Source organism: Microbacterium kribbense, from assembly GCF_039537285.1.
Taxonomy (GTDB): Bacteria; Actinomycetota; Actinomycetes; order Actinomycetales; family Microbacteriaceae; genus Microbacterium; species Microbacterium kribbense.
In genome coordinates, this window is record NZ_BAABAF010000001.1 from 56,462 (window position 1) to 78,542 (window position 22,081).

Genomic DNA, 22,081 nt, shown 5'->3' on the forward strand with positions numbered 1-22,081 from the left:
CGACCCGCGAGAATCAGTATTCTGGCCGAGACTCAGGGCGTCGCACAAGGTCTCGGTCGGGATGCTGATTCTCGAGAGAGGATGAGTTCGGGTAGCCGTCGGGGGATGCGGCCGGGATGCGCCTGAGCGGTCAGCACGGAAGGGCACTGATGGATCAGGCACTGCTGACGCTGCTGATCGCCGTCTTCGCGGTAGTGCTCATCGCCCTGATCAACGGGCTCGCCCGGCGGCTGGGCGTCGCCGGACCGCTGCTGCTGGTGGCCGTCGGCGGCGGCATCGCGCTGCTGCCGTTCGTGGATGTTCCACCGATCGCGCCGGAGTGGATCCTCATCGGCGTGCTGCCGCCGTTGCTGTACTCGGCTGCGGTGAGCCTGCCGGCCATCGAGTTCCGTCGCGACTTCGCTCCGATCGCCGGGCTCTCGGTCGTGCTCGTCGTGGTCAGCGCACTCGTGCTGGGGGTGTTCTTCTGGCTCGTGATCCCGAGCGTCGGCCTGCCGCTGGGCATCGCCCTGGGTGCGATCCTGAGCCCCACCGACGCCGTCGCCACCTCCATCGTCAAGCGCCTGGGCATCTCGCCGCGCGTGGTCACGATGCTCGAGGGCGAGAGCCTGCTCAATGACGCGACCGCCCTGGTGCTGCTGCGCACCGCGATCGCCGCCATCGCCGCCGGCTTCTCGCTGTGGGGGGCGGTCGGCGCGTTCGCCTGGGGCGTGCTGATCGCGATCGCAGTCGGCGCGGTGGTCGGATGGCTGCTGCTGCGCGCGCGGCACTGGGTGCGCAATTCAGCGGCAGGCACCGCCATCAGCTTCGCGGTGCCGTTCCTGGCCTATCTGCCGACCGAGCAGCTGGGCGGCTCGGGCCTGGTCGCCGCCGTCGTGGCCGGCATCGTGACCGGGCAGGGCGCGCCCCGGCGCCTCACCCCCGAGGAGCGGCTGAGCGACACCCTGAACTGGCGCACCGTGGAGCTGGTGCTCGAGGGCGCGGTCTTCCTGATCATGGGCCTGGAGCTGCGCGACATCGTCACGCAGAACCTCATCGACAGCTCCGGTCTGTGGCACGGCACCTGGCTGGCGCTGTCGGCGCTGGGCATCGTGCTGGCCGTGCGCGCCGGATACGTGTCGCTCGTCGTCTGGGGGCAGGGACGCCGCGCACGGCGGATGAACCGCGCCCGACTGGAGCACCTGGGCGACCGGCTGGATGCCGTCGCCGACGGCCGCATCTCGCTGCCCACACGGGCGCACCGCGGCCCGCGCCGCGTCGCCGACCCGCAGCGCTGGCTGGACGCGATGCGCGGCCGCGTGGCCCGGGGCCTCGCTGACATCGACTACTACCAGGCGACGCCGCTGGGCGCACGGCACGGCTCGATCATCGTCTGGGCGGGGATGCGGGGCGTCGTGACCCTGGCGGCGGCTCAGACGCTGCCCCGGGAGGGCATCGAGCATCGTGCGCTGCTGGTGTTCGTCGCGTTCCTGGTGGCGCTGGTCAGCCTGATGCTGCAGGGCTTCACACTGCCGGCGGTGGTGCGCATCCTGAAGATCGGCGGCACCGGCGATGAGAGCGTCGACCGCACCGAGAAGGCGCGCCTGGACGGCGAGCTGCGGCAGGCCGCGGCATCCGCCCTCGGATCGGAGGGCCTCGCGCGCCGCGACGGCACCGCATTCACCGAGGGACTGGCGGACCGGTTGGGCGAGCACCTGACCGATCCGCCCGACGACGACCAGTCGAATGCGCACCGCGACCGGCTCGAGCTGCGCCTGATCGCCATCGCTGCCATGCGCCACCGGCTGCACGACCTCTCGCACGAGGGCACCTTCGGCACTGCGATGCTGCGGCGCGCGCTGGCCGAGCTCGATGCCGACGAGCTGAGCCTGCGGCTGCGGTTGGAGGACGAATGACGTCTTCCCGGCCGGACGAGAGACAATAGCGGCATGCCGCACACGTCTCCGCTTCCGCTGCCGCACGACGCAGCCGTCTGTCCGGAGTGCTTCGTTCAGCTGCAGCGCGATCGCGACTGGTGGCAGGCGCGGCCCGAAGGGGCACGACTGGTCGGCCTGGTCGTGGGCCGCGAAGACATGCCCTCGATCAAGCAACAGCGCGACGACCTGGCGCTGTTCGGCGTGCCGATCGAAGGCTTCCGCCATCCCGCCCCCGAGACGATGGAGTCCTGGGAACAGCGCCTGGTGCGACTGTTCGGCACGCTGCGCCGCGGCGACGTGCTCGTGGTCGCCAGCATCCATGCGCTGGGCCGGGACATCGACGAGGAGACCCGCACGGTCGCCGAACTGCGCCGCCGCGGCGTCGTCGTGAAGGTGCTCGATCACAATGGCCGGCACCTGTTCGACGCGGGACGCTGAGCCGACCCGGCTCAGTCGTCGGGGGCGGCCTCGGCGTCCAGCAGCGGCAGGTCCTCGCGCGTGACCAGGCGTGCCGAGATGGCGTGCTCGACCAGGCGCACCCGCCGTCCCGTCGCATAGGAGCGCACGCCGCCGCGCATGCCGGGCACGCCCATCCGGTCGAGCTTGTCGCACACGTTGTCGAGCTTGCGATTGAAGCGGGTCAGTGTCCAACCCAGTCGTGCCGACGCCTGCGCCGAGGTGGGCAGCTCGCTCATGCCGGCGCCCTCGCGGCGCAGCACGGGCTCGGCCAGGGCGAGGATCATCACCTTCTGGCTCGGCGTGAGCGGGACCTCGCCGATCGTGCTCTGCCCGGCGTCGTCGTCGAATCGCGCGACCTCGCGAAACGTAGGTTCGGCGGCGTGCACGATGATCTCGTAGGTGGTGGGGCCGGCGCTGAAGACCACCGTCGTCGTCTCGAACACGAGCGGCAGCCGCGCCCCCGGCGCCAGCCACGCCTGCACACGCCCGCCCGAATCGGTCACGGTCGCCGCCAGCCGTGATCCGACGTTGGACAGCAGCCAGAGACCGTCCGCGCAGTGGATGGACAGGAAGTGCCGGTGCAGGAACAGGTTGTCCTCGATGGCCAGGTCGCCTTCACGGCCGACCGTGAACACGTCACCCGGGTGCACCGGGAACAGCTCGCCGGCGAACTCGACGGTGACCGGCAGAGCCTCGGCCGTCACGGGACGCAGCCCGTGACGGGGTCGGAACTGGCGCCGTCGGGTCGCAGCGTGCGCACCTGGATGCAGGTGCGGCCCGACGCATCCACCGGCTGCGTCACGGTGGCCTGGTCGACCCGCTGCGTCTTGCCCGGAGCATCGGGGCGCGACACGTCCTGCCACAGGAACACGCCGTCGGCATCGGTGTCGGCGCTCTGCCAGGTCCACACGACCGCAGACCCCTGCACGGCGCCGTGCAGCTTCGTCGGCGATGCGACCACAGGAGGCAGCGGGTCGACGGGCTGGGGCGGCCCCGCGGATGCCGTGTTCTGCGGCGCCGCGGCATCGCCCAGCAGCTGCGGCAATGCGACCAGGGCCACGACCACCAGCGCGACCACGACCACGGCCGCGCCGATCCAGGTGAACAGCCCCGCCCTCGGGCGCCGCCCAGCCGTCGGCGCCTCGTCCGGCACCGCGTTCGGCACGTCCAGAATCCGCGCGCGGGTCGACTGGATGCCCGGTTCGGCATATACCGGTTCCGGCGGCGGCGCGGCAGCGCGGATGACGGTGTCATCGGGCACCTCGGCATCGGGGTACGCCCACGTCGGCGGCGCGACCGGCGGCGGCGGCGCCATCGGCACCGACCCGCTGCGCGGCCGGGTCTGCGCAGCCGAGGTCGGATCGGGCACCGTCGGGCCGGGCCGCATCGAGCGGGCCCGGGTCGGGTCTGTCGCCGCCGCCGTCACATCCGCCGGGCGGGTCAGGCCCGCGGCCGGCGCCGTCTGCGGATCGATGCTCACGACACCGCGCACCCGGGTGAGCCCGTCGTCCTCGTCGTCGACGAGGTCGTCCGCCGCACCGTCGTCGAGGATGTCGATCGGGGTGACCGCCAGAGACAGCTCGATCTGCACCTTCTGCAGCATCCGCGCGAATTCCAGCGCCGTCGGCTGCCGCGCGGCCGAGAGCTTGGCCATCGCCCGTTCCAGGCCCTGCTGCAGCGACAGCGGCGTGTCCGCTCGCCCCAACGGCGGCAGGGCGGTGGACTCGATGCGCCCGATCAGGTCGGCGGCGGTGTTGCGCTGGCCGGGCAGCTCGAACGGCGAGCGGCCGGCCAGCAACGTGTAGACCGTGGCACCGAGCGCGTACACGTCCGAGCGGACGTCGCTGTGCGGGGTGTCGGCGAACGACTCCGGGGGCGACCACGGAATCGACAGCCCGGCCGACTCGGCGGCGGCGGTCGTGGTCGAGGCGATGCCGAAATCGGTCAGCGCCGGCCGGTTGTACTCGGTGACGAGGATGTTCGCCGGTTTGATGTCGCGATGCAGCACCCCGGCGCGGTGCGCGGTCTCGACGGCGGCGGCGACCTGCACGCCCACCCGCAGCGACTCGGCGACCGAGAACGGCTCGCGCCGGTAGCGCACCTGCAGGTTCGGCTTCGGACAGTACTCCATCACCAGATACGGGCGGCCGTCGCCGGCCACGCCCGCCTGGTAGATCGTGACGATCGCCGGATGTGTGGACAGCATCGCCATCACGTTGGCCTCGTCGGTGAACTCCGCCGCCGACCCGCTCGACATCCGCTCGGTCAGCAGCACCTTCACCGCGACCCGGCGGCGCGGCAGCTGCTGCTCATACAGGTACACGTCGGCGAATCCGCCCGACCCGAGCAGCTCGACGTAGCTGAAGCCGGGCAGGTCGGGCGGGGCGGCCGGTGTGCGGCGAGGACTCATGCGTTCTCCACGACGGTGACGGTGACACCGTCCCCGAGATCGAGCACGTCGCCCACCACGACCACGTTGCGCTCCCCCGGGTGCAGCCGCACCGGGTCGGCGCCGACGCGTCGCAGCGTCGTGCCGTTGGTGGTGTTCAGATCGGTGGCGAGAATGCTGTCGCCTTCCACGCGCACTTCCAGATGACTGCGCGAGATGTCCTGGTCGGGGCTGTCGACGGCGATCAGGTGCGGCAGATCGGTTCCGGTCACGCGGGTGGAGCGGGGCCTGCGGCCGATCACGACGGTGCGATCGAGCCGGACGGTCTGACCGGTGGACAGTCGCAGCGCTCCGGGCGCGGCAGGCCGGGGCGGCGCGAGCGGCTCGACGTCGCCGGCCGGGGCGGCGCTGGTGCCGAGACCGTCGCGCAGCGCGCGCGCGTGCGCGACGGTGACGGTCTCGCCATCGTGATCCCCCCGGATGCGCACGGATGCCACTGTATCGGTCGCCTCCTCCGACGCAACCTCCGGTGCGTCGGAGTCGGGGCGCAGCACCGTATGCTGCGGCAGCCAGGTGTCGGCACCGCTGAGGGTCAGCACGGCGGACGAATCGATCAGCGCAGGGCCCTCGCCCGCCGCAGGGTGCGGCGCCTCGAGCGGCTGAGCCGGCGGTGCGGCCGCAGGCGCCGCTTCGACTGCCGGCGCCGGGCGGGATGGCGCATCCGGCTGCGCGACGCCGGGCGCCGCGGCTGGGCGAACCGGCGCGTCCGCGTGCGCAGTCCAATCGACCACCGCGCCGCCGGCACGCACGACGCCGTCGCGCAGCGGCAGGTCGGCGGCATCGGCGGCATCGGCGGCATCGGCGGCGATGCGGATCTCGGTGCGGGTCACCGCGCGCACCACCTGCTCCGACCACGTCGTGACGCCGGTTCCGCTGATCTGCACCGGTTCCGGACCGCCGAGCGCGGTGATCGAGATGTCGCCGCGCACCGCGAACCGCACGCCGCCGGGCTCGGCGATCGCGACCAGGAACGGCGGGATCGTGGTCAGCGACGTGCCGAAGGCGCCGGTGAGCGCCTCGAGCACGGCCGCGATGCCGCGGCCGTGCTCGACTTCTCGCCAGATGCGGCCGAGCAGGTCGGCGGGGATGTCGGCATCGATCAGCACCACCGTGTCGGCGGTGGCGACCAGGTGGGCGCGTCCGGGGACATAGCGCAGGGTGACCATCAGCGGGCTCCTTCGGTCAGGCGCGGCTCGCGAGGCCGGGTGTCGGCATCCAGCTCGTCGTCATCGGGCCGCACCGGCTGCGTGCCGCGCCCGTCGCGCGCGTGGTGCCCGCCGTCGCCGACGCTGAGCGCATCGACGACGAGCACGGTGATGTTGTCGCGACCGCCGTGCAGCATGGCCTCGTGCACCAGCCGGGTGGCTGCGGCCTGCGGGTGCCCCTCCTCGCGCAGGATCTGGTCGATGCGCTCGGGCGCCAGCTCACCGGTGAGGCCGTCGGAGCACACCAGGATGCGGTCGCCCTCCTCGGCGGGGATCAGCCAGTAGTCGGGCTCGCCGTCGTTGCCGGCGCCGATGGCGCGGGTGATCATGTTGCGGCGCGCATCGCCGAAGGCCTGGGCCTGGTCCAGCTCGCCGCTGTCGATGAGCTCCTGCACGACGGAGTGGTCCACGCTGATCTGCTCGAGCACACCGTCGCTGAGCCGGTAGGTGCGCGAGTCGCCGATGTTGACGGCCAGCCAGTAGCCGTCGCCGTCCACATCGGCGATCGCCACGCCGGTGAGGGTCGTCCCGGCTCCGGCTCCGGCGCCGCTGGGCAGGTCGTCGACCAGGCCGCGGGCGCGGGCGAACGTCGCCCGCAGCTCGGCGATCGAGACCGCCGGCCGGCCCACGAGCTGGGCGAACTCGGCGATGACCGTCGCGCTGGCGACCTCGCCGGCCTGGTGGCCGCCCATGCCGTCGGCCACCAGGAAGAGGGGGGATGCCGCGAGGTAGGCGTCTTCGTTCAGTCGGCGACGCAGCCCGGTGTCGCTGGCCGCACCGCACACCACGGCGATGGTCGATGCCCGTCGGGGGGCGCTTTCGGCGTTCATGCCGGCACCTGCACGCTCACGCTGCGATCGCCGATCTCGAGCCGGTCTCCCGGGCGCACCGGGGTGCGCTGCCCCGGCGTCAGGGTGGCCCGGCGACCACGGCGCACGAGCACGACGCCGTTGGTGGAGTCGTGGTCGATGACCCAGGCGCCCTCGGCGTCGCCGCCCACCTCGAAATGCGTCTTCGACAGCGAGAGCGTCTCGTCCCGCACCGCCACGACGACCACGCCGTCGGCACGGACGGGATTTCGCCCGAACAGCGTACGCCCGTACACGGCGACGCTGGTGCCGTCATCCCACACCAGCAGAGCGGCCGGCATCGGGCCGGGCGCCTGCCCGGGCGCAGACAGCTGCAGTGTGCTCATGCGCTCTCCTTCGGTGCGGGGCGGGCCGTTGCCGCGCTGCCGTCGTGCTCGACCGGCGCGGCCTGTGCCCGCGGCCGCGGCAGCCACGTCGCCGCGGCGGTGCCGGCCAGCAGCGACCGCAGCGACAGCCGCGCACCGAGCCGGCGCCAGAAGCCGCGCTGCCGGCCGACATCCTTCACGACCGAGTCGACCTGCTGCCAGAACGTCTCGACCTCGGCGTCGCTGGCTTCGCCCGGACCCCACACCTGCGCGTCGGCATCCCGGCCCAGCACGGCCACGGCGGGCCCGCCGAAGGCCGCACTGACGGCAGCGGCGTCCTCGCCGCGCGTGCGACCGGGCTGCACCGGTGTGCCGTAGTCGACGGCGCGGTCGATCAGCTCATCCCAGCCGCCGCTGATCCGGTCCGCAGGCCGCGGCGCCTGACGGCGCCGTCTGCGCCGGGAGGCCTTCAGCGCACCGATAATGAACAGCGGAGACGCCAGCACGGCCAGCACGCCGGCCCCGATGCCGGTGGCGATCAGGACGGCGATCAGGCCGTTCGCGGCCGCCGGGTCCGGCTTCTTCTTGCCGTGATCGGCGGCCACCGTCGGCGGCGCGTCGACGGCCTGCTGCTCGGGCGGCGGCGGCTGCAGCACCTGCGGCTTGGGCTCGGAGCGCGGCTTGGTGGCCTGGTCGGTGGGGATGTGGTCCTTCGGCGGGGTGGGGTCGAACGCGACCCAGCCGACGCCGGTGAACGGCACCTCGACCCAGGCGTGCAAATCGTCGCCGGTGGCGGCGAACCGGGCGCCGGCGGCTGCGTCAGGCCCCGGGTAGAAGCCCATCACGACCCGCGCGGGGATGCCGAGCTGGCCGGCCATCAGCGCCATCGCGGTCGCGTACTGCTCATCGTCGCCGACCATCTGCTTCGAGCCCAGCAGCGCGGCGATGCGGGCGGCGCCATGGCCGGGCAGCGACCACGGCTCGCCTTCCAGCCCGTGGCTGAAGAAGCCGCCGTCGGCGAGGTACTTCTGCAGCTCGCGCACCTGCTCGATCGGGGTCTTCGCCTCGGCGGTGGCCTTGCCGGCGATCACGGCCAGTTCCGCCGGCACCCCGAGCTGCGCCGGGATCTTCACCGGGGCGATGGGTGTCTTGGCCAGGGCCTTGTCGGTCGGCTGCGCCGCGACGACCGTGGTCAGCTCGTACGCGTCGCCCTTGTTCAGCCCCGCCGCCACGAGCCCCGACGAGGTGGCGTCGTTGTACTGCGCGCCGGCGGCCAGCTGGTCGGCGCGCGCGCCGGCGAACCTGACGGACTGCACGGCGCCGACCTCGGGCATCCATACCCCGGTGAACGCGCCGATGTCCACCCGCACCCGCGCCGCGGTGCCCACGGCACCGGCGGACATGTTCGCGCGCACCGGCGAGAACGCGCTGGACGAGCCGTATCCGGTGTCCGACACGTTATAGACCGTGCCGCTGTACGCGTCCATCACGGCCAGGCGCACGCGTGCGCCCGGCGGCATGCCGGTGACGGTGAACAGCGTGGTCGAACGGTCATCGCGCACGTACCGTCGGAACGACTGCATCGGGCTCGCATAGTCGTGGATGTCGAACGGCGGGATCACGACGTCGCGCAGCACGTAGCGCGGGGATGCCGGCGCCGAGAAACCGCTCGTGGCGACGCCGGCGAGCACCGCGAGCACGATGATCCCGGCGCCCGCGACGACCCGGCGGCGGGTGCCGGCGCCGGCAGCCGCGCCGGTCTCGGCCAGGGAGATGACGGCGGCGCCGGGCTGCCAGGCCTGACGCAAGGCGAGCCACACCACCACGACGACGGCGAACAGCACGCCCTCGATGACCGCGGCGGCCGGCCGCGAGGTGCCCAGCGCGATCTGGACGATCAGGGTCGCCCCGGCCGGGAGCAGCGCCCAGCCGGGTCGGCGCAGCCGCAGCGCGAGACCGGCGGTCAGCACGCCCGCCGTCAGCAGCAGCAGGAACGGGACGATGCCGAAGCCGTCGGCTGTCGCGACCGGCGCGACCGTGGTCAGCAGCGACTTCCAAGAGGTGATCACGCCGGCCGCGAGGCTCTGCAGCGAGCGCAGGCTCGGGATGACCCCGGCGATTGCGCTCTGCGGGGCGGCGAGGGCCGTGCCGAGCACGAAGTAGGCGCCGATCGTGACGGCCGCCACGATCAGGATGCCCCAGCGCAGCCGCGCGCCGACGGCGGCGATCGCGATGCCCAGTGCCAGGCCGCCGAGCGCGGGCAGCAGATAGCCGGGGCCGCCGAAGGTCGGCCAGAACCCGATCACGGGCACCAGCAGCAGGAGTGCGGTGGCCGCGATGTCGAGGATCCACCGGCGGCGGGGCAGGCTGCCGCTCACGAGAGCACCTTCGCCAGTGCCGGTGCCACCTGCTCGAGGGCGCCGACGGTGACCACCGACGCATCGCCGATCCGGTTCATCGCGGGGGCTGCGCCGTCCTGCGCCCGCACGGCCAGCACGCGGGTGCCGAACGGCAGCCGCGCGCACGCGGCGCGCAGGCGTGCGGCATCCACGCTCGACCCGCACACCAGCACCACCACACTGGCCAGCGGGACCGCGGCGGCGACGGCGCCGGCGAGGTCTTCCACGCGCCCGTCGCGAGCGCGCGAGTGGCCGAGCGCGGCGAGGCTGTCGAGGAGCCGTTTGCCGGTGGCCGCCGGCAACGTGCGCCCGGGCACGTGCACATCGACCTGGCGCGAGTCGCGCAGCGCCCGCAGGCCGAGGGATCCGGCCACCGAAATCGCCAGTTCGAACTCGTCGGGCACCCGGTAGTCGGCGGCCAGGGTGGACAGGCCGATCACGAAGTGCGAGCGGCGCGTCTGCTCGTACTGCCGCACCATCATCTGCCCGGTGCGCGCGGTGGAGCGCCAGTGCACATGCCGCAGGTCGTCGCCGGGCTGGTATTCGCGCAAAGCGTGGAAGGACACGTCGTCGGGCGCGAGGTCGGCGGTGGGCAGGCCGTCCAGGTCGCGCATGAACCCGAGGGTCTGCCCGCCGAAGGTGACGGTCTTCGGGTGCACGAACAGGTCCACCGGCTCGTCCCGGCGGGCCACCCGCTCGAACAGGCCGAGCGGATCGCCGCGCACCACGCTGACCGGGCCGACCGGCAGCACGCCGCGGCGTGAGGTGGGGATGGCGAACAGCTCTTCCACGGACTGCTCGGCGCCCAGCCGGGGCACGTCGAAGACGCCCCGGCCGGCGCCGACCGGCAGCACGACCCGAGAGGGCCGGATGGCGCGGCCGCCGGCATTGGTCAGGGTCAGCGCGCCGACCGCGCGCTCGCCCACCACGACCCGGTCGCGGGTCAGGTCCAGGCCGATCTCGTAGGCGGTGCGGCCGATCAGCATCAGCGCGCAGACGACCAGGATGACCGACAGCACCACCGCCGCGACCACCAGCTCCCACCAGCCCAGCAGCTCGCCGGCGATCCACAGTCCCGCCGTCACGGCGATCAGCACCCAGGTGACGGGCCGGATCACCCGAGCGGTCTCGCGTGCTCCCGCGCGCACCGCGGACCGCGCCCGGAGGGCGACCGCCGTCCAGGGCGTGCGGTCGGCCCCGGTGCGCGCGGGTGCGCTGATCGTCGAGGAGGCCATCAGGCGGCGGATCTGGCCTGAGGTGCGGGCACGCTCTCCAGCACGCGGGTGATGATGGTCTCGGCGGTGTGGCCGGCGAACTCGGCCTCGGGGTCGAGCACGATCCGGTGCGTCCACACCGGGGCGGCGAGCGCCTTGATGTCTTCCGGGATGACGTAGTGCCGCCCCTGCGCGGCCGCCCAGACCTTCGCCATCCGGACCATCGACAGCGATCCGCGCACCGAGACGCCCAGCCGGGACGACGGATCGGTGCGGCTGGCCTCGGACAGTTGCGCGGCATAGCGCAGCACGGCCTGTTCGACGTGCACGGTCGCGGCCAGGTCGGCCATGTCGGCGACGGCGCTGGTCGTGATGATCGGCGACAGGTGCGCGGCGGGGTTGCGGTCGGCCGCACCGGCCAGGATCCGCTCGGCCACGGCGATGTCGGGGTAGCCGATCGACGTCTTGATCAGGAAGCGGTCCAGCTGCACCTCAGGCAGCTTGTAGGTGCCGGCCTGCTCGATCGGATTCTGCGTCGCGATGACCAGGAACGGGCGGCCGACCTCGTGCGCGGCGCCGTCCACGGTCACCCGGGACTCCTCCATGACCTCCAGCAGCGCCGACTGCGTCTTCGGCGAGGCGCGGTTGATCTCGTCGGCCAGCACGATCGAGGCGAACACCGGTCCGCGGTGGAACTCGAAGGTGCGGGTGCCCTGGTCGTAGATGGTGACGCCGGTCACGTCCGAGGGGAGCAGGTCGGGGGTGAACTGGATGCGGCTGGAGGTGCCCTGCACGGTCGCGGCCAGTGCCTTGGCGAGGCTCGTCTTGCCGGTGCCGGGAGCGTCCTCCAGCAGCACATGCCCCTCGGCCAGCATGGCCGACAGCACCAGGGCGACGACCTCGCGCTTGCCCATCACCGCCTTGTCGATGTTGTCGACGAGGCGGGCGAAGGTGCCCTGGAACCAGGCTGCCTGCTCGGGTGTCATGGTCATCGGTGTCGTTCCTCTTCTCTGCCTGTCACCAGGTGATGTGCGCGGCGTCGCCCCAGCCGCCGATGTGGATCCAGGCCTCCTGACCCGGGTCGCCGAAGTAGCACCGGTTCAGGTTGACCGTGCCGTTGGCCGGGATGTAGACGCTGTAGCCGCTGGCGAACGGTGTGCCGCCCCATGGGCCGGTGGCGTTGCACGAGACGCTGTAGGTGCCGGCCGGGAAGTTCGACACCGAGAAGTTCATGTACGCGCAGGACCACGTCGTACAAGTGCTGCTGGTGTGGGATGCGCCCTTGACCGTCTTGGCGCCGGCAGTGGGCGGTTGCGGTTTGGCACCCGTCTTCGCGCTGGCCGAGCCGATCGCACCCCATCCCGCCTTGTTGTGCGCCTGCACCTCGATCTTGTGCGTCTGGGAGTAGCCGTAGCTCTTCGTGACCGAGCCGCTGAGGCCGACGCTCTGCCAGCTGCCGCCGTCGTAGCGGACCCGCATCTGGTCGATCGTGGCGCCGCCCGTCGAGGGCGCCGTCCACGAGAAGGTGATGCTCGTGCCGCTGGCCGATGCCCGCACAGCCGGGGTGCCGGGCAGGCCGTAGGGGACGACGGCATCCGATGCCGCCGAGGCTGCGCCGGTGTAGGTGGCCCCGTCGACGGTGGCCACCGCGCGCATGCGCACGGTGTACGAGGTGCCGTTGTTCAGTCCTCCGATCGTGCCCGATGTCGCGGTCCAGCTGCCGGTCCACCCGCCGCCGTTGAGGCTGTACTGGTAACGCACTTCGGTGCTCTTGGCACCATTGCCGGTGGCGGCGGTGAAGCTGACGGACAGCTTCTTGTCGCCGGCCGTGGCCTTCACCCCGGTCGGCGCACCGGGCGGGATGACACCGCGTCGGGGCGCCGACACGGCGCTGAACGCCCCCCAGCCGGCCTTGTTCTGCGCGCGCACCTTGAAGGTGTAGTCGGTCGTGTTGGTGTCCACGACCACGGCCTGCGACGTCACGCCGCCGGAGACCGAGATGGTCCGGAGCGTGGAGGAGCCGCGCATCACGGCGAGCTGGTAGCCCGACACCGCGTCGCCGTTGTTCGCCGGGGCCGACCAGGACACCTTCATCTGCGCCTGCGACCCGACCGGGCTCAGCATCGACGTCGTCGGCCGGCCCGGGGCATCCGGTGCCCGCGCAGGGATCTCGGTCGCCGACCAGCTGCTCCAGCTCGAGGGCTCGGGGGCGCGGTTGACCGCCTGCACCCGCACCTGGTACGCGGTGCCGTTCTCCAGCCCGGTCCAGGTCAGCGTGTTGCCGGTCACCTTGGTCTTCTGCGCGATGCCCGACGGCGGCGCCGGTGAGATCTGCAGGTTGTAGCTCTCGACCGGTGAGCCGGGCGTGGGCGGCGTCGTCCAGGCCACTTTCAGGCTGCCGTCGCCGTAGGCCAGGGTCGGCGCCTGCGGGGTGTCCGGCCGCGCGTCGGGGCGCGCGGTCTCGGATGCCGGCGAGGCGGGTGAGTCGCCGATGCGGTTGGTGGCGACGACCGTGAAGTTGTATTCGACGTTGTTGGTCAGGCCGTCCAGGGTGCACGTGGTCGCCTGGCACACGCGGCTGTCTCCGCCGCCGACCGCCGAGACGGTGTACTGCGTGATCGGCGCGCCGTTGTCCACCGGCGGCGTCCACGACAGCACGACGGTGCGGTCCTGCACGCTCGAGACGGTCGGCGTGCCGGGCGTCTGCGGCACGCCCTGCACCGTGACGATGATGTGGCCGTCGACCGTGCGATCGGGGTCGCCGGTGGCGTCCCGGATGCGATAGCGCAAGGTCAGCCGGCCGACGAAGTCCGCGGCGGGGGTGATCTGGATGTGGTCGCCGGCGATCTCGGGCACGCCGTCGCCGGCCTCGGTGGCGACGTCCACGATCTTCAGCGGCGTGTCCGGGAACGGGTTGAAGTCGTTGGCCAGCACGTCCACCCGGATCGTCTTGCCCTGGTCGGCCTGCGGCACCACGTCGTCGTTCGCGGTCGGCAGCGGCCGCGTCGAGGCGGTCACCGCCACCGTCACGGTGCCGGTGATCGGCGGCGTGTGGCCGTCCGAGACCTGCAGTTCGATGCTCGCGGTGGTGCCCTTGGGCGTGGACGCGTCCGCGCCCACCTGCAGGCTCTGCCCCTCGACGGCCGCGGTGAAGCCGCGGGGCACGTCGCCGGCGATGCGGTAGGTCATGCCCGCGAGGTCGCCCTCGTCGATGTCGGCGGTCAGGGCGCGCAGGTCGAGGGTGGATGCCGCTTCACCGGGCGCCACCTTCAGCTGCGAGTCGGTGAACGTCGGCGGCTGATTGTCGGGGGGCAGCACCGTGATCGGCAGCACCAGCGTCGCCTTGTTGCCCTGGGGGTCGTCGGGGCCAGTACCGTCGGTGACCTCGAAGGTGATGGCATCCTGCCCGAAGTAGCGGTCGGCCGAGGTGTAGACCAGCGTGCGCTGATCCTTGATCAGACTGTCGCCGTTGCCGTGCAGCGCCGAGACGTTGCCCGCCTCGGTGATGACCGCGCCGCTGCCGCGGCCGACCCGCACGTAGTCGGGCAGGGGCAGTTCGATGGTGGCACCGCTCTTGACGGTGACGCCCGTGGTCGAGGTCAGCGCCGGCGGCAGCGTCGTGATCGCCGGAACCCAGATGAACGCGGATGCCGTCAGAGCGTCCTGATCGGTGATCGTGTACGGCAGCACCTGCTCGGTATCGCCCAGGGCGATGCTCACCGTGCCGTCCGCCTGCACCGCGGCGGCGTCGCCGCCCACGTGCACCTTCAGCGCGTCGATCGTGCCGTCCGGGTCCTCGTCGTTGGCGAGCACATTCAGCTTGGCGCGCCCGTCCTCGATCTGGTCGGCCTGCACCTGGTCGTCGCGCGCGATCGGCGCGATCAGCGGCACATCCGGGCGCACCGAGATCTGCAGCACGCCCACCGCCTCGGCGCCGTGCGCGTCGCGGATCGTGTACTGCAGCGACCTCTCGATCGGCGTATCCGGTGCCGTCACCACGACGCGGCCGCCCTGCACGGTCGCGGCGAGGCCGGGAACATCGGGCAGGACCAGGCCGTTCGGGACCAGTCCGAACGCGTCGCCTTCGGGGTCGGAGTCATTGGTCAGCACCGGCACGGCGATGATCCGGCCCGGTCGCATCGAGACGGCGTCCTTCACGGCGTAGGGCGCCTGGTTCGTCGACGGGGCGGGGGCGATGCCCACCCGGATCGTGGCCGTCGCGTCCTTGCCGAGGCGGTCGCGCACCCGATAGGTGAACGAGTCCGAGCCGGTCTCGTCGCCGACCGCCTGATAGTCGATGTAGTCGGCACCGACGGCGACCACGCGCCCCTTGCCGGGAGCCGATGCCAGACCGGTCAGCTGCACCGAGTCGCCGTCCGGGTCGATGCCGTCCAGTGGTATCGGGATGCGCACCGTCGCGCCGGAGAGCACCCGCGCGGTGACGTCGCGCGGGCGCGGTGCCTGGTTCGTCTTCAGGTCGGGGGCCAGCACCTGGATCGTGACGTAGCCGGCGTCCTTCTGGCCGCTGGCGTCGACGGCCTCATAGGTGAGGTAGACGGTGCCGGGCGTGGCGCCGGCCCTGAACCGCACGGTGTCCTGCGAGACGAAGGCCTCGCCGTCCTTCGGGCTGACCAGGGGTGCGACCAGGTCGGGGGCGACGTGCAGCCGCCCGCCGTTGGGGTCGGAGTCATTGGCCAGCACCGGGATCGTCACGACGTCGCCGGCGCGCACGACGGCCTGATCGTCGGCCGCCACGGGCGGGCGGATGACCGACGGCGCCGGCACCGGGATGACCACGACCTGGCCGGTCGCGCTGTGCATGCCGTTGGAGATCGTGTAGCCGATCGTGACCTGCTGCGTCAGGGCGCCCTGGTCGGTGACCCGCAGCGTCTGGTGGCCGAGCACGGCCACGGACACGCCGTCGCCGTCGGGGACCTGCACCGACTGCACGACCAGGATGCCGCCGGCGGGGTCGGCGTCGTTGGCGAGCACGTTCACCAGGGTGTCGCCGCCGACCGGCAGCAGCGCGACGTCCTGCACCGCGACGGGCGGGGCATCCGTATCGCCGGTCGCCTTGACGTCGACCCGCACGATGCCCGGTGCAGTGGCGGTGCCGGCGGCCACCAGATACTGCACGTAGTAGGTGCCGACGGCGTCTGCGACGAACGAGAACTGGCGGTTGCCGAAGTCGGGGGTGACCTTGGCCCCGGCGACGTCGTCGACGCGGGTCAGGCGCAGCTCCTGACTGCTGGCGCTGTAATCGTTGACGAGCGGCGAGACGGTGGCGACCTGGCCGACGTGGGTGACGACATGGTCGGCAGTGGCCACCGGGTCGGTGGCGCCGCGGGGCCGCACGTCCAGCCGCAGCGTGCCCGTGGTGGCCTTCGTGCCGTCCGAGACGACGATCGTGATGTCCTTGCGACCGAGGGTGCCCGACACGGCGCGGTACGTGAGGCGGCCGTCCGGGGTCACCGACAGTTCGTCGCCGGTGGCCGGGGTCGCGCTGGCGAGGTAGATGTTGTCACCGTCGGGGTCGCGCCAGTCCGGCAGCACGTTGTAGGTGAGCACGCCGCCCGCCTCCATCGTCAACGCCGTGCTGCGCACCTGCTTCGGCGCCTGGTCGGGCGCCGACCACGGGTGCAGCGTCAGCCGCACCGAGCCGGTGTCGGTGCCGCCGCGACCGTCATCGACCCGATACGTGAAGCCGTCGGAGCCGGTGGCGTCGGCGGGCACCACGATCTGCAGGCCGGACCCGTTGTTGATCGACTCGAGCGTGCCGATGCGCGGACCGGCTTGGGGCACGCTGACGGTGAGCACGTCGCCGTCGGCGTCGGTGTCGTTCTCGAGCACCGGCAGGGCTGTGGTGCGGCCGGGGCGCACGCCGAAGTCGTCGGGATTCGCGATCGGCGGCGTGTTCTGCGCGGAGCGCTTGGGGAGCGTCGACTGGATGGTGTCTTCCGTGACGGTGGTCTCGTTGTCTTCGGACTGGCCCTTGGGCGGGGTCAGCTGATCCCAGTTGTCGACCTGCTGCATGCTGTCGCTGGCCATCCAGGTGCTGCCGCCGGCGATGTCGTTGAGGACCACGACATCGCGGTTCTGGCGAAAGGTCAGCTGGGCCTTCGTGTCGATGCCGCCGATGGCGGTGGCCAGGTCGGATGCCGTGCCGGTGCAGTCGCGGATGAAGCGGCCCGAGCCCGACCAGGCGCCGTAGGCGCAGCCGTTGAGCCAGACCGGCGCGGCCGGGGTGCCGGTCCCGCCGGCGTCCGTCGCTGCGGGCTTCGAGCCGTCCAGCGGCACGCGCAGCAGGGCGGTGCCGGTGGCCACGGTCACGGCGGCATCGGCGGCCGAAGGCTGCTGCAGGACGGCATCGCCGGCCGTCGGGAGCTTCTCGCTCAGGCCGGATGCCGTCACCAGCGTGCCGGTGCTCGCCTCGAGCACGACCGGCGTGGACCCGACCGCCGTGATCGAGACCTGGGCGTGGACTCCGAGCGCATCCAGCCGCTGCGTCTTGGCCTCGCCCGGTGCGCCTTCGGCGTCGACGGGCACGGTGGTCAGCGTGCCCCGGGCGGCCGAGACCGCATAGGCCGTCCCGTCGGTGCCCACGGTCACCGCGGCGCCCGCGCCCAGGGTCGCGACGGGCTTGGTGGTCGCCGCGTTGAACGCCGCCAGGCCACCGGCCGGCAGCACCCACAGGGCGCCCTTCGCGACGTCGAGAACCGCGATCGTGCTGGCCCCGAGCGCGACCTGCGCACCGGTGGGCACCTTGGTCGATCCGGTGAGGGCGACCGTCGCCGGGTCGACCGACGAGATGGCGCTGTCGCTGACGTCGTGCATCACGACGTTGCCACCGGACTGCAGCACGTCGTAGGACGCGGCCGCTGTGCGCAGTCCGCCGTCGAGCACGCCGGACTGGTAGTTGAAGTGGCCGACCATGAGGCTGGACTGATTGGTGACCCAGACGCTGCCGTCGTTGAGGTCGACTTCGGTGGTCGGGTTGCCCTGGTACACGAATGCCAGCGTCGTGATCGCCACCGCGCCCGCGGTGACCACGCCGGCGGCAGCGAAGGTTCGCGGGCGGGCACGCAGCCATGACGCCATGCTCATGCGGTAGTGGTTCCCTCCGGGTCTCGCGGCGGGCACCCGACTGCCCGCCGCGGGAGCGCCCGCCCGGTGCCAGGGTGACGAGCCCCTGATCCGAAGGGGGCGCACGCGGTCCTCATTCGATGCCGGCCCGACGGCCGACCCTGAGAAGAATAAGTGACCTTGCTGAGAATCGCGATGGGTAACCTTCCCCATCGCCCGGCACGGCTCAGCCGGCGAGGGCCTGGGCGGGCGGGATCGCGAAGTTGTCGCGGAAGATGCCGTCCGGGTCCACGCGCGCCTTCACTCGGCGCAGCCGCTCCAGCGTCGCCGGCGGGAACGCCTCGCCGATCCGCTCCGGACGGTCCGAGCTGTCGAAGCTCAGGTACACGCCGCGGGAGTGCTCGGCCAGCTGCTGCCAGGCTCGCGGAAAGCCGGTCAGGTTCGCGCCGAACGCGACCACCGAGAAGTTCGCCTGCCGGTGGGCGTAGGCGGTCGCGTCGTCGGCCACGTCGGCGACGGCGCCGCCGGTGGAGCGGATCTGGAAGAAGTACGAGTCGCCGGCCGCCAGCATCCGCTGCGCCGCCGCGGCGAAGGCGGGCGTGATCGCATCCAGCTGCGCCGACCGCGCGACCGGCTCGCCGAGTCCGCGCTGCGGCCCGAGGTCCGCATTCGCCATGATCTGCGGGTAGGTGGTCAGCTGCACCTGCTGCTGCAGGAGCGGGCCGAGCTGGGCGAACGGCTGCAGCAGTTCGAGGATGCCGTCGGGCGTGTCGCGCTGGACGGTCACCATCACCTGTGCCGTCGGCGGGCGGTCGCCCCGGGGCGCCCCCATGATCAGAAAACTGGTCAGCTCGCGGGGTGCGGCCTGCACGAGAGCACCCCACTGGACGAGGAATTCTGCGGGGTCGGATGCCTCGAACACGAGCTGCGCGAAGCCCAGCTGTCCGACTTCGTCGACCGTGAAATCGAACGAGGTGACGATGCCCATGTTGCCGCCGGCCCCGCGCACCGCCCAGAACAGGTCGGGGTCGGATGCCGCGTCCACCCGCGTGATCGTGCCGTCGGCGAGGACCATCTCGACCGCGCGCACGTGGTCGATGGTCAGCCCGTGCGACCGTGCCAGCCAGCCGATGCCGCCGGCGGTGGCGAGGCCGCCGACCCCGACGCCGCCGTAATCGCCCGAGCTGAGCGCCCAGCCGCGCTCGCCGAGGGCCTCGGCGACCTCCGTCCAGCGCGCGCCGGGGCCGACGCGCACCAGGCGCTGGGCAAGATCGAGCACCTCGATCCGGTTCAGCCGGCGCAGGTCGATGACCAAGCCGCCGTCGTTCGTGCTGCGGCCCGAGACGCCGTGGCCGCCGCTGCGCACCGACAGCGGCAGATGCGAGTGGTCGCGCGCGAAGGCGATCGCGTCGGCCACGTGCTGGGCCGAGTCGGGCTGCAGCACGATGCCGGGCCGGCCGCCGCGCAGGTAGGTCGACTGCACGTCGGGGAAGTCGAAGTCGCCGGGCTCGATGGCGTGCACCCCCTGCGGCACGGCGTCGTAGGCGATCCCCGGCACCCGGGCGGCCAGCGCCGCCGAAGATCGAGCCGGTGCCTGCGCGACGCCGGCTTCGGCCCGCTCGCGGGCGACGAGTTCACGCACCGCCGGGGCGACCTCCTCGCCGAAGACCTGCATCAGCCGCGGGTCGTCGCCGGCCAGGATGAACGTGCCGACGCCGTCGGTCAGCACGAGTTCGGCGAGCTGCTGCGCCCACGCGCGCGCATCGCCGGTCGGTCCGCCGATGTTCAGCATCCGGCGGATCTCGCGCGGGTCACGGCCGACCGAGCGCGCGGCCTTGTCGATGCGCGCGTTGCCGGCCGCGTAGTCGCCCGGCCGCATGTACCCCTGCGAGGGCAGCCAGCCGTCGGCGAGCCGCCCGGTCAACGACAGCATCCGCGGCTTGTAGGCGCCGACCCAGATCGGGATCTCGTGCGCCGGCCGCGGGCCGCGCTGTGCACCGTGGGCCTGGTAGTAGGTGCCGTCGGCGAAGATGCCGCCGCGGGTGGAGGCATCCCACACCTGACGCATCAGCCCGATCGCCTCTTCGAGTGCGCCGACGGCCTCACCGGGGGTGCGGCGCGGACTGCCCATCGCCGCGATCGCATCCCAGAACCCGCCCGACCCCAGCCCCAGGTCGAGCCGGCCGCCGGAGAGCAGATCGAGGCTCGCCGCCGCACGGGCGACGACCAGCGGGGGCCGCAGCGGCACGTTCAGCACGTTCGGGGCGATGTGGATGCGGCTCGTCTGCGCCGCGACGAACGAGAGCAGCGTCCAGGTGTCCAGGAACGCCGGCTGGTAGGGGTGGTCCTGGAAGGTCACCAGATCGAGGCCGGCCTGCTCGGCCAGCTGCGCCAGTGCGACCGGCTGCTGCGGGTCGGCGGCGGTCGGTGTGACGAACGCGCCGAACTGCAGTGAGTGCCCGTAATCCATGTGATCCTCCGGTGGCGGCAACCGTGCCGGGCGGGAGGGTATTCCGGCGCCGTCGGCATGTGACGCCGCCGGACGGGAGCCTATGTCGCGGCGGATGCCGGTGCGGGCTCAGGGCCGGTCGCCGCGGGTCGCAGCCGGCCGTCGTGCAGTTCGAGCACCCGGTCGGCGCGCGCCAGCAGCGTCGCGTCGTGCGTGGCGACCAGTGCGGCGGTGCCCTGCTCGTGCACGAGCCGGGCGATCAGGGCCATGATCTGCGCGCCCGTCTCGGAGTCCAGCTGCCCGGTCGGCTCGTCGGCCAGCAGCACCGCCGGTCCCGCCACCAGTGCGCGGGCCAGGCCGACCCGCTGCTGCTGCCCGCCGGAGAGCTCAGCGGGGCGCTGGGCGGCGTGCTCGGCCAGGCCCACGGCATCCAGTGCCGCGGCGACCCGGCGGGTGCGCTCGGCGGCGGGGGTGCGCCGGATGCGCAGCGGCACCTCGACGTTCTCGGCCGCCGAGAGGATCGGCACGAGTCCGAATCCCTGGAACACCGACGCGACGCGCACGCCGAGCAGCGCGTCGCCGCCGCGCCCATACAGATCGATCCCGTCGATGCGCACCGTGCCCGCCGTCGGGGCATCCAGCCCGCCGAGCATCGTCAGCAGCGTCGTCTTGCCCGCCCCCGACCGGCCGCGAATGGCGACGAGCTCGCCGGCCGATACGGCGAGATCGATGCCGCGCACCGCGGTCACGTCGCCGCCGGCCGCGCGGTAGGTGCGCACCAGACCGGTCGCCTGCAGCACGCTCATGGTTGCTCCCCCGTGGGTTCTTCGGCGGACGCCGGATCCGGCGCCGGGTCGTGCCCGCCCCGCACCTCGATGCGGTCGGGTTCGAGCGACAGCCGCACCCGCTCGCGCAGCCCGAGCGCGTCGACATAGTCCGCCGGCAGCTGCATCCGCCCCGATCGGTCGAGCACGGCGTACTCGGCGGCGGTGCGCACCCGACGCCCGGCGTCGTCGGTGTGCGTCGTGCGCAGCGTCTCGGTCGAGGTGCGGCCGTCCCGGATGCGCACGGTGCGATCGACGTGCTCGATGACGGCCACGTCGTGCGTCACGATCAGGGTCGTGACGGCATGCTCGCGGTTGACCGTCTCCATCGCGGCCAGCACCTCGGCGCTGGTGGCCTCGTCCAGCTCACCGGTGGGCTCGTCGGCCAGCAGCACGGCGGGCGCGTTGGCCAGTGCCACCGCGATCGCGACCCGCTGCTGCTGCCCGCCGGACAGCTCGCCGGGGCGCCGGTCGGCGACGTCGCCGACCCCGAGCACGTCGAGCAGCTCGACGGCCCGTTGCGCCCGCTGCCGCCGCGGGATGACCCCGGCGACGGCGTGCACCATCGCGATGTTCTCCCGCGCCGACAGATAGGGCAGCAGGTTGCGGCCCGACTGCTGCCACACGAAGCCGACCCGGCGCCGCCGGTGGTCCAGGCGCTCCCGCCCACGCATCGCCACGAGCTCGTGGCCGGCCACGCGGGCACGACCGGCACTGGGCAGATCGGACCCGGACAGGATGTTCAGCAGCGTCGACTTGCCCGAGCCGGAGGCGCCGACGAGCGCCACCAGCTCGCCGCGCTGCACGGTCAGGTCGAGCCCCTGCAGCGCCTGCACCTCGACGCCCTGCGCCGTGTAGATGCGCACGAGCGCCTCGCAGACGATGTCCGGTGCGTCAGTCATGGCTCCT

14 protein-coding genes are annotated in these 22,081 nt (G+C 72.7%); 2 read left to right on the top strand and 12 right to left on the bottom strand.

Annotated elements, in window-relative coordinates; all coding sequences use genetic code 11:
* Window positions 1–149: 149 nt before the first annotated feature.
* Together ABD705_RS00240 and ABD705_RS00245 are read left to right on the top strand one after the other, a co-directional pair.
* Complete coding sequence (locus tag ABD705_RS00240; protein ID WP_344779328.1) at window positions 150–1,895, top strand: cation:proton antiporter; 1,746 nt, start codon at window positions 150–152, stop codon at window positions 1,893–1,895.
* Between the two features lie 33 nt (window positions 1,896–1,928).
* The gene (locus ABD705_RS00245; RefSeq protein ID WP_344779330.1) at window positions 1,929–2,354 is read left to right on the top strand and encodes a recombinase family protein; all 426 of its coding nucleotides are present in this window, start codon (window positions 1,929–1,931) and stop codon (window positions 2,352–2,354) included.
* Between the two features lie 11 nt (window positions 2,355–2,365).
* Here the strand turns inward: ABD705_RS00245 and ABD705_RS00250 are convergent, their stop codons facing one another.
* The 12 genes from ABD705_RS00250 to ABD705_RS00305 all read right to left on the bottom strand — a co-directional run bounded on the left by ABD705_RS00250 (window position 2,366) and on the right by ABD705_RS00305 (window position 22,074).
* Window positions 2,366–3,088, bottom strand: coding sequence for a hypothetical protein (locus ABD705_RS00250; RefSeq protein ID WP_425562018.1), 723 nt, complete (start codon window positions 3,086–3,088; stop codon window positions 2,366–2,368).
* Window positions 3,076–4,785: a serine/threonine-protein kinase gene (locus ABD705_RS00255; protein ID WP_344779334.1), complete on the bottom strand. Its 1,710-nt coding sequence runs from the start codon at window positions 4,783–4,785 to the stop codon at window positions 3,076–3,078. Before ABD705_RS00255 ends, ABD705_RS00250 begins: the two co-directional genes overlap by 13 nt.
* Entirely contained in the window at window positions 4,782–5,990 is a 1,209-nt protein-coding gene (locus ABD705_RS00260) for an FHA domain-containing protein (RefSeq protein ID WP_344779336.1), read from the bottom strand. The genes ABD705_RS00255 and ABD705_RS00260 overlap by 4 nt, the downstream gene beginning before the upstream one ends.
* Complete coding sequence (locus tag ABD705_RS00265) at window positions 5,990–6,859, bottom strand: PP2C family protein-serine/threonine phosphatase (protein WP_344779338.1); 870 nt, start codon at window positions 6,857–6,859, stop codon at window positions 5,990–5,992. The genes ABD705_RS00260 and ABD705_RS00265 overlap by 1 nt, the downstream gene beginning before the upstream one ends.
* Window positions 6,856–7,224 (bottom strand): FHA domain-containing protein, encoded by a 369-nt coding sequence (locus ABD705_RS00270; RefSeq protein WP_344779340.1) that lies wholly within the window; start codon window positions 7,222–7,224, stop codon window positions 6,856–6,858. Before ABD705_RS00270 ends, ABD705_RS00265 begins: the two co-directional genes overlap by 4 nt.
* Window positions 7,221–9,581: a transglutaminase-like domain-containing protein gene (locus ABD705_RS00275; RefSeq protein ID WP_344779342.1), complete on the bottom strand. Its 2,361-nt coding sequence runs from the start codon at window positions 9,579–9,581 to the stop codon at window positions 7,221–7,223. The genes ABD705_RS00270 and ABD705_RS00275 overlap by 4 nt, the downstream gene beginning before the upstream one ends.
* Window positions 9,578–10,837, bottom strand: coding sequence for a DUF58 domain-containing protein (locus ABD705_RS00280; RefSeq protein WP_344779344.1), 1,260 nt, complete (start codon window positions 10,835–10,837; stop codon window positions 9,578–9,580). Before ABD705_RS00280 ends, ABD705_RS00275 begins: the two co-directional genes overlap by 4 nt.
* Window positions 10,837–11,808, bottom strand: coding sequence for an AAA family ATPase (locus ABD705_RS00285; RefSeq protein ID WP_344779346.1), 972 nt, complete (start codon window positions 11,806–11,808; stop codon window positions 10,837–10,839). Before ABD705_RS00285 ends, ABD705_RS00280 begins: the two co-directional genes overlap by 1 nt.
* A gap of 25 nt (window positions 11,809–11,833) precedes the next feature.
* The gene (locus ABD705_RS00290; protein WP_344779348.1) at window positions 11,834–17,920 is read right to left on the bottom strand and encodes an Ig-like domain-containing protein; all 6,087 of its coding nucleotides are present in this window, start codon (window positions 17,918–17,920) and stop codon (window positions 11,834–11,836) included.
* Between the two features lie 205 nt (window positions 17,921–18,125).
* Complete coding sequence (locus ABD705_RS00295; protein WP_344779350.1) at window positions 18,126–20,369, bottom strand: LLM class flavin-dependent oxidoreductase; 2,244 nt, start codon at window positions 20,367–20,369, stop codon at window positions 18,126–18,128.
* 80 nt (window positions 20,370–20,449) lie between these two features.
* Window positions 20,450–21,154 (bottom strand): ABC transporter ATP-binding protein, encoded by a 705-nt coding sequence (locus ABD705_RS00300; protein WP_344779352.1) that lies wholly within the window; start codon window positions 21,152–21,154, stop codon window positions 20,450–20,452.
* Window positions 21,151–22,074, bottom strand: a complete 924-nt coding sequence (locus ABD705_RS00305; RefSeq protein ID WP_344779354.1) for an ATP-binding cassette domain-containing protein — start codon at window positions 22,072–22,074, stop codon at window positions 21,151–21,153. Before ABD705_RS00305 ends, ABD705_RS00300 begins: the two co-directional genes overlap by 4 nt.
* Window positions 22,075–22,081: the final 7 nt, after the last annotated feature.

What these genes read in the sequence shown, in the direction of transcription:
- ABD705_RS00240 (WP_344779328.1), top strand. Translation starts at nt 150, where the DNA reads ATGGATCAGGCACTGCTGACGCTGCTGATCGCCGTCTTCGCGGTAGTG.
- ABD705_RS00245 (WP_344779330.1), top strand. Translation starts at nt 1,929, where the DNA reads ATGCCGCACACGTCTCCGCTTCCGCTGCCGCACGACGCAGCCGTCTGT.
- ABD705_RS00255 (WP_344779334.1), bottom strand. Translation starts at nt 4,785, where the DNA reads ATGAGTCCTCGCCGCACACCGGCCGCCCCGCCCGACCTGCCCGGCTTC.
- ABD705_RS00260 (WP_344779336.1), bottom strand. Translation starts at nt 5,990, where the DNA reads ATGGTCACCCTGCGCTATGTCCCCGGACGCGCCCACCTGGTCGCCACC.
- ABD705_RS00265 (WP_344779338.1), bottom strand. Translation starts at nt 6,859, where the DNA reads ATGAACGCCGAAAGCGCCCCCCGACGGGCATCGACCATCGCCGTGGTG.
- ABD705_RS00270 (WP_344779340.1), bottom strand. Translation starts at nt 7,224, where the DNA reads ATGAGCACACTGCAGCTGTCTGCGCCCGGGCAGGCGCCCGGCCCGATG.
- ABD705_RS00280 (WP_344779344.1), bottom strand. Translation starts at nt 10,837, where the DNA reads ATGGCCTCCTCGACGATCAGCGCACCCGCGCGCACCGGGGCCGACCGC.
- ABD705_RS00285 (WP_344779346.1), bottom strand. Translation starts at nt 11,808, where the DNA reads ATGACCATGACACCCGAGCAGGCAGCCTGGTTCCAGGGCACCTTCGCC.
- ABD705_RS00290 (WP_344779348.1), bottom strand. Translation starts at nt 17,920, where the DNA reads ATGAGCATGGCGTCATGGCTGCGTGCCCGCCCGCGAACCTTCGCTGCC.
- ABD705_RS00295 (WP_344779350.1), bottom strand. Translation starts at nt 20,369, where the DNA reads ATGGATTACGGGCACTCACTGCAGTTCGGCGCGTTCGTCACACCGACC.
- ABD705_RS00300 (WP_344779352.1), bottom strand. Translation starts at nt 21,154, where the DNA reads ATGAGCGTGCTGCAGGCGACCGGTCTGGTGCGCACCTACCGCGCGGCC.
- ABD705_RS00305 (WP_344779354.1), bottom strand. Translation starts at nt 22,074, where the DNA reads ATGACTGACGCACCGGACATCGTCTGCGAGGCGCTCGTGCGCATCTAC.